Source organism: Melaminivora alkalimesophila (assembly GCF_000282995.1).
Taxonomy (GTDB): domain Bacteria; phylum Pseudomonadota; class Gammaproteobacteria; order Burkholderiales; family Burkholderiaceae_C; genus Melaminivora; species Melaminivora alkalimesophila.
In genome coordinates, this window is record NZ_ALEE01000154.1 from 1 (window position 1) to 11,203 (window position 11,203).

8 protein-coding genes, 3 tRNA genes and 1 pseudogene are annotated in these 11,203 nt (G+C 68.8%); 4 read left to right on the forward strand and 8 right to left on the reverse strand.

Going from position 1 to position 11,203, the window contains the following annotated elements; genetic code table 11:
- Window positions 1–28: 28 nt before the first annotated feature.
- The 7 genes from A612_RS02335 to A612_RS02365 form a co-directional block, all read right to left on the reverse strand.
- Window positions 29–102 (reverse strand) — tRNA-Cys (locus A612_RS02335).
- A gap of 56 nt (window positions 103–158) precedes the next feature.
- Window positions 159–234, reverse strand: a tRNA-Gly gene (locus A612_RS02340).
- A 128-nt stretch (window positions 235–362) separates the two neighbouring features.
- Complete coding sequence (gene lon / locus A612_RS02345; protein ID WP_019372998.1) at window positions 363–2,795, reverse strand: endopeptidase La; 2,433 nt, start codon at window positions 2,793–2,795, stop codon at window positions 363–365.
- A 140-nt stretch (window positions 2,796–2,935) separates the two neighbouring features.
- The gene (gene clpX, locus A612_RS02350; protein WP_019372999.1) at window positions 2,936–4,201 is read right to left on the reverse strand and encodes an ATP-dependent Clp protease ATP-binding subunit ClpX; all 1,266 of its coding nucleotides are present in this window, start codon (window positions 4,199–4,201) and stop codon (window positions 2,936–2,938) included.
- A gap of 102 nt (window positions 4,202–4,303) precedes the next feature.
- Window positions 4,304–4,912, reverse strand: coding sequence for an ATP-dependent Clp endopeptidase proteolytic subunit ClpP (gene clpP / locus A612_RS02355; protein ID WP_019373000.1), 609 nt, complete (start codon window positions 4,910–4,912; stop codon window positions 4,304–4,306).
- 120 nt (window positions 4,913–5,032) lie between these two features.
- A complete protein-coding gene (gene tig / locus A612_RS02360) occupies window positions 5,033–6,346 on the reverse strand; it encodes a trigger factor (RefSeq protein ID WP_040435713.1) in 1,314 nt (437 codons plus the stop codon).
- A gap of 81 nt (window positions 6,347–6,427) precedes the next feature.
- Window positions 6,428–6,514: transfer RNA gene (locus A612_RS02365), tRNA-Leu, on the reverse strand.
- A 167-nt stretch (window positions 6,515–6,681) separates the two neighbouring features.
- Between A612_RS02365 and hpnC the strand changes: the two genes are divergently transcribed.
- The 4 genes from hpnC to A612_RS02385 all read left to right on the forward strand — a co-directional run bounded on the left by hpnC (window position 6,682) and on the right by A612_RS02385 (window position 10,756).
- On the forward strand, window positions 6,682–7,557 hold the full coding sequence (hpnC, locus tag A612_RS02370) for a squalene synthase HpnC (protein ID WP_019373002.1): 876 nt from the start codon (window positions 6,682–6,684) through the stop codon (window positions 7,555–7,557).
- A 47-nt stretch (window positions 7,558–7,604) separates the two neighbouring features.
- A complete protein-coding gene (gene hpnD / locus A612_RS02375) occupies window positions 7,605–8,444 on the forward strand; it encodes a presqualene diphosphate synthase HpnD (protein WP_019373003.1) in 840 nt (279 codons plus the stop codon).
- Window positions 8,441–9,751, forward strand: a complete 1,311-nt coding sequence (gene hpnE, locus A612_RS02380) for a hydroxysqualene dehydroxylase HpnE (RefSeq protein ID WP_019373004.1) — start codon at window positions 8,441–8,443, stop codon at window positions 9,749–9,751. The genes hpnD and hpnE overlap by 4 nt, the downstream gene beginning before the upstream one ends.
- Before the next feature lie 186 nt (window positions 9,752–9,937).
- Window positions 9,938–10,756, forward strand: coding sequence for an MHYT domain-containing protein (locus A612_RS02385; protein ID WP_019373005.1), 819 nt, complete (start codon window positions 9,938–9,940; stop codon window positions 10,754–10,756).
- Here the strand turns inward: A612_RS02385 and A612_RS02390 are convergent.
- A pseudogene (locus tag A612_RS02390) lies at window positions 10,753–11,203 on the reverse strand (YihY family inner membrane protein); the annotation flags it as partial. The gene A612_RS02385 and the pseudogene A612_RS02390 overlap by 4 nt on opposite strands.

Sequence of the window (11,203 nt, forward strand, 5' to 3'; positions counted from 1 at the left end):
CCGCCGCAACAGGGCGGCGGACATGGACTGGAGGCGCGGGCCGGAGTCGAACCGGCCTCAACGGATTTGCAATCCGGTGCATAACCGCTTTGCTACCGCGCCAATCTTCCTGGCCTGCAAAAAAGGGGAGCCGCAGCACCCCTTTTTTGAAGGAAATCTGGAGCGGGAAATCGGTCTCGAACCGACGACCTCAACCTTGGCAAGGTTGCGCTCTACCAACTGAGCTATTCCCGCATGGACCGAAGCCTTGCATTGTACAACGCCAGTGCATCGATGGGTGGAAGTTTAACGCATTTTTGGCGTCCCGCGCCAAAGAGCCGCGCAATTTCCCCGTCTTTGCCTGGGCGCCCCGCCCGCCCGCCTCAGTGCGACAGCGCGCCCGGTGCCGGCGACTGGGCCGTGCCGGCCGCGCGCGCCACCGCCTGGGCGGCGATCTCCTCCTCGGTCAGCGCCACCGGCTGGCGCTCTAGCGCCACCTCCAGCACCTTGTCGATCCACTTGACGGGCACGATCTCCAGGCCGCTCTTGACGTTGTCCGGGATCTCCTGCAGGTCCTTCACGTTCTCCTCGGGGATCAGCACCGTCTTGATGCCGCCGCGCAGCGCCGCCAGCAGCTTCTCCTTCAACCCGCCGATGGCCGTCACCTCGCCGCGCAGCGTGATCTCGCCGGTCATCGCGACATCGGCGCGCACCGGGATGCCCGTCAGCGCCGAGACCATCGCCGTCGCCATGGCAATGCCGGCGCTCGGCCCGTCCTTGGGCGTGGCGCCGTCGGGCACATGGATGTGCAGGTCGCGCTTGTCGAAGGCTTCGTCGCGAATGCCCAGCGCGTGGGCGCGGCTGCGCACCACCGTGCGCGCGGCCTCCACCGATTCCTTCATCACGTCGCCCAGCGAGCCGGTGCGCAGGATCGTGCCCTTGCCCGGCATGGTCGCCACCTCAATGGTCAGCAGGTCGCCTCCCACCTCGGTCCAGGCCAGGCCCACCACCTGGCCGACCTGGTTGTCGTGCTCGGCGCGGCCGTAGCTGTACTTGCGCACGCCGAGATAATCGTTCAGGTTGTCCGACCCGACCTTCACCGGCGCCTGCACCTGCTTGAGCTGCAGCGCCTTCACGACCTTGCGGCAGATCTTGGACAGCTCGCGCTCGAGCGAACGCACGCCGGCCTCGCGCGTGTAGTAGCGCACGATGTCGCGCACGGCGGCCTCGGTGACTTCCAGTTCGCCTTCCCGGACGCCGTTGTTCTCCATCTGCTTGGGCAGCAGGTATTTCAGTGCGATGTTGGTCTTCTCGTCCTCGGTGTAGCCCGACAGGCGGATGACCTCCATGCGGTCCAGGAGCGCCGGCGGAATGTTCATGGAGTTCGACGTGGCGACGAACATCACGTCCGACAGGTCGAAATCGACCTCCACGTAGTGGTCGCCGAACTTGTGGTTCTGCTCGGGGTCCAGCACCTCCAGCAGCGCACTCGACGGGTCGCCCCGGAAGTCCGTGCCCAGCTTGTCGATCTCGTCGAGCAGGAACAGCGGATTCCTCGTGCCGACCTTGTTCAGGTTCTGCAGCACCTTGCCCGGCATGGCGCCGATGTAGGTGCGGCGGTGGCCGCGGATCTCCGCCTCGTCGCGCACGCCGCCCAGAGCCATGCGCACGTACTTGCGCCCGGTGGCCTTGGCGATCGACTGGCCGAGCGAGGTCTTGCCCACGCCCGGCGGCCCGACCAGGCACAGGATCGGGGCCTTGAGCTTGTCCACGCGCTGCTGCACCGCGAGGTATTCGAGGATGCGGTCCTTGACCTTCTCCAGGCCGTAGTGGTCCTCGTTCAGCACCTCCTCGGCCAGCGCCAGGTCATGGCGCACCTTGGTCTTCTTGCTCCAGGGCAGGCCGACCAGCACGTCGATGTAGTTGCGCACCACGGTAGCCTCGGCCGACATGGGCGACATGAGCTTGAGTTTCTTCAGCTCGCCCTCGGCCTTCTTGCGCGCCTCGGCAGGCATCTTGGCCGACTTGATCTTCTTCTCGATCTCTTCCAGATCGGCGCCGTCCTCGCCCTCGCCCAGCTCCTTCTGGATAGCCTTGACCTGTTCGTTCAGGTAGAAGTCGCGCTGGTTCTTCTCCATCTGGCGCTTGACGCGGCCGCGGATGCGCTTGTCCACGTTCAGGATGTCGACTTCGCGGTCAAGCTGCTCGAACAGGTTCTCGAGCCGCTCCTTCACGCTCGCAAGGCTGAGCACCGCCTGCTTGTTCTCCAGCTTGAGTGGCAGGTGCGCGGCGATGGTGTCGGCCAGCCGCCCGGCGTCGTCGATGCCGCTGATGGAAGCCAGGATCTCCGAAGGAATCTTCTTGTTCAGCTTGACGTACTGGTCGAACTGCTGCATCACGGCGCGGCGCAGCGCCTCGATCTCGCTGGTGGCCTCGGCGCCCTTGCCTTCGGCGGGCAGCGGGTGCACCGTCGCGGTGAACAGGTCCTCGCCGTCCTCGACCTGCACCAGGGCAGCGCGCTGCTGGCCCTCCACCAGCACCTTGACGGTGCCGTCGGGGAGTTTCAGCATCTGCAGGATGGTCGAGACACAGCCGACCTCGAACATGTCGGCAACGCCGGGTTCGTCCTTGGCGGCCGTCTTCTGGGCCACGAGCATGATGCGGCGATCCGACTCCATGGCCTGCTCCAGCGCCTTGATGCTGCGGGCGCGGCCGACGAACAGCGGAATCACCATGTGGGGGAAGACCACCACATCGCGCAGCGGCAACAGCGGCAGCTCGATGGGCGTGTCTGGCAGGGGGGTATGTCCGGACATGGGCAATCCTTGAAAAGCTCCATGGCATATGGTCCATGGGCGAGTTATTTCAACCCGGCGGCGCCTGGCCCGCCAGGAGTCGACCCGCGCCCGGCCCTCCTGGAGGGCACAGCCGCCGGGCCCAGGCCTGCCGGTCGGCGTCAGGCGGTCTTGGCAGCCTCGCGGTAGACCAGCAGTGGCGCCTTGTCCTCCTCGATGGTGGATTCGTCCACCACCACCTTCTCGACGTTGGACGCCTGCGGCAGGTCGAACATGGTGCCGATCAGCGCGTGCTCGACGATGGAGCGCAGGCCGCGCGCGCCGGTCTTGCGCGCGATCGCCTTGCGCGCGATCGCCCGGAGCGCCGCGGGCCGGATCTCCAGCTCCACGCCCTCCATCGCCAGCAGCTTGCTGTACTGCTTGACCAGCGCGTTCTTCGGCTCGGTCAGGATCTTGACCAGCGCCTCCTCGTCGAGCTCCGCCAGGGCCGCGACCACCGGCATGCGGCCCACCAGCTCGGGAATCAGGCCGAACTTGATCAGGTCCTCGGGCTCGATGTCCTGGAACAGCTCGGTGAGCGAGCGCTGGGACTTGCTGCGCACCGCCGCGCCGAAGCCGATGCCGGAGGCTTCCGTGCGCCCCTCGATGATCTTCTCCAGCCCGGCGAAGGCGCCGCCGCAGATGAACAGGATGTTGGTGGTGTCGATCTGCAGGAAGTCCTGGTTCGGGTGCTTGCGCCCGCCCTGCGGCGGCACGCTGGCGAGCGTGCCCTCGATGAGCTTGAGCAGGGCCTGCTGCACGCCCTCGCCCGAGACGTCGCGCGTGATGCTGGGGTTGTCGCTCTTTCGGCTGATCTTGTCGATCTCGTCGATGTAGACGATGCCGCGCTGGGCGCGCTCGACGTCGTAGTTGCAGCTCTGCAGCAGCTTGCTGATGATGTTCTCGACGTCCTCGCCGACGTAGCCGGCCTCCGTGAGCGTGGTGGCGTCGGCCATGACGAAGGGCACGTCCAGCTGGCGCGCCAGCGTCTGCGCCAGCAGCGTCTTGCCGGAACCCGTCGGGCCCACCAGCAGGATGTTGCTCTTGGACAGCTCGACCTCGTCCTTGCTCGCCTTTTCCTTGTGGCGCAGGCGCTTGTAGTGGTTGTAGACGGCCACGGCCAGGGTGCGCTTGGCGCGCTCCTGCCCGATCACGTAGTGGTCGAGGTTGGCCTTGATCTCTGCCGGTGTGGGCAGCTCGCCCCGGCCGTCGTGCCCGGGCGCATCGGCCGGCAGCTCATCGCGGATGATTTCGTTGCACAGGTCAATGCATTCGTCGCAGATGAAAACCGACGGGCCGGCGATCAGCTTCTTCACCTCGTGCTGGCTCTTGCCGCAAAACGAGCAGTAAAGGGTTTTTTCGCTGGAAGAGCCTTTTTTCTCGGCCATGGAAGCAATGCCTTATGGATGACAAGGGTGGTTGTCAAGATGATAACGAAATAAAAAAGGGCGTTTCCCCCCAGGGAAACGCCCCGCCTCCCGGGCCGCGGCTCAGGGGCGCTTGGCGATGACCTGGTCGACGATGCCGTAGTCGCGCGCCTCGTCGGCGGTCATGAAGTAGTCGCGCTCGGTATCGTTCTTGATCTTCTCCAGCGGCTGGCCGGTGCGCTCGGAGAGGATGCGGTTCATCTGGTCCTTGGTGCGCAGGATGTCGCGGGCGTGGATCTCGATGTCGGTCGCCTGGCCGCGCGCGCCGCCCAGCACCTGGTGGATCATGATCTTCGAATTGGGCAGCGAGAAGCGCTTGCCCTTGGCGCCGGCGGCCAGCAGGAAGGCACCCATGCTGGCGGCAAAGCCGCAGCACAGCGTGGACACGTCCGGCTTGATGAACTGCATGGTGTCGTAGATCGCCATGCCGGCCGTGACGCTGCCGCCGGGCGAGTTGATGTAGAACGAGATGTCCTTGTCCGGGTTCTCGCTCTCCAGGAACAAGAGCTGCGCCACCACCAGGTTGGCGGTCTGGTCGTTGACCTCGCCGACCAGGAAGATCACGCGCTCCTTGAGCAGGCGCGAATAGATGTCGTAGGACCGCTCGCCACGGCCCGACTGCTCGATGACCATGGGGATCATGCCCAGGGCCTGGGTGTCGAGTGCGCTCATGTAGTCAGTTCTCCAATTGCAATCGGTACTTTATCCAGAAAAGCAAATGGGGCTTGCGCTGCAAAGCACAAGCCCCGGCACGCCGGCCGCACCCGGCGGCGCGGCCACTTTCGGCCTGCTTCAGGCCTGCTGGCCCATCAGCTCGTCGAAGGACAGGGCCTTGTCCGTGACCTTGGCCTTGCCGAGCACGAACTCGGTCACGTTGTTCTCGATGACCACGGCCTCCACCTCGGCCAGGCGGTTGCGGTCGCTGAAATACCAGCGCACCACATCCTCGGGCTTCTCGTAGCTGGCGGCCAGCTCGTCGACGTGGGCCTTGAGCTGCTCGGGCGTGGCCTGCAGGTCGTTGGCGCGCACCAGCTCGGCCACCACCAGCCCCAAGCGCACGCGGCGCTCGGCCTGCGGGCGGAACACGTCGTCGGGGATGTCGGCCTTGTCGGCGTCCTTGATGCCGCGCTGCTTGAGCTCGGCGCGCGCGCTCTCGCGCAGCCGCCCGATCTCGGCCTCGACGCTGGCATTGGGCAGGTCCAGCTCGGCGACGGACAGCAGCGCCTCCATGGCGGCCTGCTTGTTGCGCGCCTGCAGGCGGAACTTCACCTCGCGCTCGAGGTTCTTTCGGATGTCCTCGCGCAGGCCTTCCACGGTGCCGGCCTCGATGCCCAGCGAGCGCACGAAGGACTCGTCCACCTCCGGCAGGTGGGCTGCCTCGATGTTCTTCACGGTGACCAGGAAGTCGGCCGTCTTGCCGGCCACGTCCTTGCCGTGGTAGTCATCGGGGAAGGCCAGCGGGAAGGTCTTGCTCTCGCCGACCTTCATGCCGCGCACCGCGTCCTCGAATTCCTTGAGCATCTGGCCTTCGCCGACCAGGAACTGGAAGTCCTCGGCCTTGCCGCCGGAGAACGCCTCGCCGTCGATCTTGCCCTCGAAGTCCACCGTCACGCGGTCGCCGTCCTCGGCGGCCGAGCCCAGGGCGCGCTGGGCGAAGGTGCGGCGCTGCTTGCGCAGGATGTCCACCGTCTTGTCGATGGCGGCGTCCGTCACCTCCGAGGAAAGCCGCTCCACTTCCACCGTCGACAGGTCGCCGAGCTGGACCTCGGGGAACACCTCGAACACGGCGTCGAACGCCAGCTCGCCCTCGGGCGCGCCTTCCTTTTCGGTGATGCGCGGCTGGCCGGCGACACGCAGCTGCGCCTCGTTGGCCGCCTGGTTGAAGGCCTGCCCCACCTTGTCGTTGAGCACTTCGTAGTGCACCGAATAGCCATAGCGCTGGCTCACCACGCTCATCGGCACCTTGCCGGGGCGGAAGCCGTCCATCTTCACGGTGCGCGCCAGGCGCTTGAGGCGGGCATCCACCTCGCCCTGGATGTCGGCAAGGGGCAGGCTCAAGGTGATTTTGCGTTCGAGCTTGTCAAGGGTCTCAACAGTTACGGCCATGGTGTGTTCGCTTTCTCGTGTCAGGGTTGTGGAGGATGCCGGCGCACTGGGGGCGCGCCGCGATCGGCAGCCGTCTCACCTTGGTGCGCGGGGGGGGACTCGAACCCCCACACCATTGCTGGCGTCAGGACCTAAACCTGGTGCGTCTACCAATTTCGCCACCCGCGCATCGCTTCATGCACCTGGATGCACCGCCGCTCAAAGCGCCCGACACCCTGGTGAATCAGGTCAAACGGCCGATTTTAACGCTACCCGCGTGCCCCCGCCGGCGCTCCGCCATCCGGGCCTGCGCGTGCGCCCGGCGCGGCGCCCCGTCGGCTCGCCGCCGCGCGACAATGGGCGGCGTGAAACCTGTGCAACCCGGCGCCGCCGCCGTCGCCGCGCCCGTGACCCACTACGAGAACTTCCCGGTCGCCTCGCTGCTGTGCCCGCCGGCGCTGCGCGCGCCCATCGCCGCCCTGTACGCCTTCGCGCGCACCGCCGACGACCTGGCAGACGAAGGCAACGCCAGCGCCGCCCAGCGCCTGGCAGACCTGCGCGCCTACCGGCACGAGCTGCACCGGGCCGCCGCCGGCGCGCCCGCGGCGCCGCGTTGGGCGTTCGTTTTCGGGCCCCTGGCCGCTGCCTTGCGCAGCCATGGGCTGCCGGTGCCGCTGCTGTCCGACCTGCTGACGGCCTTCGAGCAGGACGTGCGGATGACCGCCTGCGGCGCGACCCATCCCGACCGGGCGTCGCTGCTCGCCTACTGCCGCCACTCGGCCAATCCGGTGGGGCGCCTGCTGCTGCATCTGTATGGCGTGCAGGATGCGGTCTCGCTGGCGCAGAGCGACGCCATCTGCAGCGCCCTGCAGCTCATCAACTTCTGGCAGGACCTGAGCGAGGACCTGCCGCGCGGGCGCCATTACCTGAGCGATGCCGACTGCGCCGCCCACGGCGTGGCGCGGGCCGACCTGGCGGCACTGCGCCGCTCGCCGGCCAGCGACCGCCTGGTGCTCGACTGCGCGGCCTGGGCGCGCGCGCTGATGCACGAGGGCATGCCGCTCGTGCACCGGCTGCCCGGCCGCGCCGGCTGGGAGCTGCGACTGGTGGTGCAGGGCGGCCTGCGGATCCTCGACAAGGTGGAGGCGCTTCGCGGCGCCAGCCTGCTGCAGCGCCCCACGCTCGGCGCCCTTGACTGGCTGCGCATGGCCGGGCGGGCGCTGCGCATGTGAGCCCACGGCCCGGGAGGCCGGCGCGCCCATGGGACAATCGCGCCCCGATGACCCCCGAGCAGTACGTCCAGGACAAGGCCGCCGCCTCCGGCAGCAGCTTCTACTACGCCTTCCTGTTCCTGCCGCGCCCGCGGCGCGCCGCGATCACGGCCTTCTATGCCTTTTGCCGCGAAGTGGACGACGTGGTGGACGAGGTCCACGACCCCGGCGTGGCGGGCGCCAAGCTCGATTGGTGGAGCGCCGAAATCGCCAAGACCTTCGCTGGCCAGCCGAGCCACCCTGTCACCCAGGCCCTGGCGCCGCACATCGGGCCTTTCTCGCTGGAGGAGGCGCCGCTGCAGGCCATCATCGACGGCTGCCGGATGGACCTCACGCAGACCCGCTACCTCGACTTCCCCGGCCTGGAGCGCTATTGCCATCTGGTGGCCGGGGTGGTGGGCGAGGTGGCGGCGCGCATCTTCGGCCAGACCCAGGAAGCCACCACGCACTATGCGCACCGGCTCGGGCTGGCCTTTCAGCTCACCAACATCATCCGCGACGTGGGCGAGGACGCGATGCGCGGGCGCATCTACCTGCCGATCTCCGAGCTGCAAGAGTTCGACGTCAAGGCGCACGAGATCACGCAGCGGCAGCATTCCGACCGCTTCGCCGCGCTGATGCGCTTCCAGGCCGAGCGCGCGCACCGGCTCTATGACGAGGCGCTGGCCCTGCTGCCGGCGGCCGACGCGCGCTCCCAGAAACCGGGGCTGATGATGGCCAGCATCTACCGCACGCTGCTGCGCGAGATTGAGGCCGACGGCTTCCAGGTGCTGCACCAGCGCACCAGCCTGACGCCGCTGCGCAAGTTCTGGCTGGCGTGGAAGGTGCAGGCGCTGGGCCGGCTGTGAGGGTCGCCATCGTCGGCGCCGGCTGGGGCGGCATGGCCGCGGCCGTGCGCGCCGCCCAAGCAGGGCACCGCGTGACCGTGCTGGAGGCCGCCCGCACCCTCGGCGGCCGCGCCCGCGCCCTGTCCGTGCGGCTGCAGGACGGGCGCGAGGCGCAGCTGGACAACGGCCAGCACATCCTGATCGGCGCCTACTCGGAATGCCTGGCCCTCATGGACGCCGTGGGCGTGTCGGTGGGCGAGGCGCTGCTGCGCCTGCCGCTGGCGCTGCGCTTTCCGGACGGCACCGGCTTGGCGTTGCCCGATCTCGCGCCTCCATGGGACGCGCTGGCCGGGATCGCGTGTGCGCGCGGCTGGAGCGTGGGCGAGCGGCTGGCACTGCTGGCGCGCGCCACGCGCTGGCGCCTGGCGGGGTTTCGCTGCGCTCCCGATGCCAGCGTCGCACAGCTGTGCCATGGACTGCCGCAGCGGCTGCTGCGCGAGTTCATCGAGCCGCTGTGCGTCTCCGCGCTCAACACCCTGCCGCACGAGGCCTGCGGCCAGACCTTCCTGCGCGTGGTCCAGGACAGCCTGTTTGCCGGCCGGGGCGGCTCGAACATGCTGCTGCCGCGAGGCGATCTCGGCGCGCTGTGGCCCGGGCCTGCGGCGCGCTGGCTGCGCGAGCGGGGCCATGCAGTGCATGCCGGCCAGCGCGCGCGGGCGCTGGCGCGCGCGGGACGGACCGGATGGTGCGTGGATGGCGAGGCCTTCGATGCGGTGGTCCTCGCGACCGGCAGCACAGAGGCCGCGCGGCTGGTGCGCGAGGCCGCGGTGCCGGCGCACGAGCGCCCCGCCCTGGACGCCTGGGCCGGGCAAGCGCAGGCCCTGCGCTTCGGCGCCATCGCCACGGTGTATGCCGAGCTGCCGCAGGCCCCCGGCGCGGTCTTGCCCTCGCCCATGCTGGCCTTGCGCAGCGGCCCGGCGCGGCCAGCGCAATTCGCCTTCGATCGTGGCCAGCTCGGCGGGCCGCCAGGGCTGTTGGCCTTCGTCGTCAGTGCCTTCCAGGGCGAGCGCACCGTGCTCGAGCGCGAGGTGTTGGCACAGGCGGCCGACGAGCTTGCCCTGCCCGGGTTGCGCGCGGTGCGCACCGTGGTGGAGCGGCGCGCCACCTTCCTGTGCACGCCGGCCCTGGTGCGGCCCGCGCTGCAGATCGCCCCCGGCCTGCTGGCCTGCGGCGACTACGTGGCCGGGCCGTACCCGGCGACGCTGGAGGGGGCGGCATTGCATGGCGCCGCGGCCGCGCGGGCGCTTGGCGCGGGCGCCGGCGACTGAAGCGCCCCGAGGCCCGTCTCGGCCCGGCAATTGTCAAAGATGGTTAAGGCATTTTCTATGGGGAAAAGCGGACCATAGAATTTCACATTCATTGATCCGCATCAACCATTTGTTTCCCTGTTTTCGCCGAGAACAGGCGCAACGATCCATGTCCGGCCCATCCAGCGGCGCGGCAACTGCTTCCCCATGAACGAAACCCTCCAGGTGGGCGAGCTCGCCCAGACTTCCTACGAAACCGGCCTCGTCATCTTTTCGTACTGCATCGCGGTGCTCGGCTCCTTCATCGCCCTCACGGCCGCGCGGCGCATCCGCCAGGACGGCGGCCGGCTGAGCGGGCTGAACCTGCTGGCGGCCGGCGCCGCCTTGGGCGGCATCGGCGTGTGGGCCATGCATTTCACCGGCATGCTGGCGCTGCGCCTGGGGATGGGGTCGGGCTACTCCATGGTGGAGACGCTGCTTTCTCTGGTGGCCGCCATCGCCGCCACCTCCGGAGCGCTGGCTTTCGTCGCCGTGCGCCCGGACAGCGGCCTGCGCGTACTCCTCGCCGGCACGGCACTGGGCTTGGGCGTCGCCTTCGTGCACTACCTGGGCATGTTCGGGATGCGCTTTCCCGGCTTCATCCAGTGGTCGCTGGACATCGTCGTGCTGTCGGTGGCAATCGCCGTCCTGGCGGCCTGCGCGGCGCTGTGGCTGGCCTTTCGCACCCGCACGCTGGCCATGCGCGGCCTCGCCTCCTTGGTCATGGGTGTGGCCGTGTGCGCGATGCACTACACCGGCATGGCGGCAGCCGACTTCATCTGCACGGCGCCCGCCACGCTGCGCCATGCCACGCCCACCGGCTTCGCCGTGGTCAGCGCCATGGACCTGCCCGCGCTCACCGGAATGATCGCCATCGGGATGGCTGCGCTGATCGGCTACGACCAGCTGATCCAGCGGCTGCTGGCGTCCGTCCCCGCGTCCTCATCGGCTTCGCACCTGCGAACGGACGGTGGCGCCCGCCGCTAGCCCTCGAGGAACATGGCGGGTGCAGGGGCCGCAGCCGCCGGGCGCTGCAACACGTCCGCCAGCGTGAGCGCCTCCATGCCCGTGTGGTGCCAGAAGCGCTCCAGCGCCTCGCAGCGCCCGACCAGCAGGCGCTGCACTAGGGGCTCCATCGCGGTCTCCTGGGGCCGCGCGAGCAGCAGGTAGCGCGCGTCCACCGTATCCGGATCGTCCGCCGCGGCCTCGCTGATGCGCGCCACCCAATCAAGGGCCGTCAGCACGTCCAGCACCGGCTCCAGCTGCAGCGCATCGACGCGCAGCCGCCATGCCAGTTGCGCCGCTGTCAGGCCATGGGCCGGCTCCTGCCGCGCCGCGTGCAGCTGCTGCAGCACTTCCACCGCCAGCAGGAACGACCAGCCCGGCCCCCCCACAGGCCGGGCGACGCCCGCCAGCAGGCTCGGCAGGGAGGCC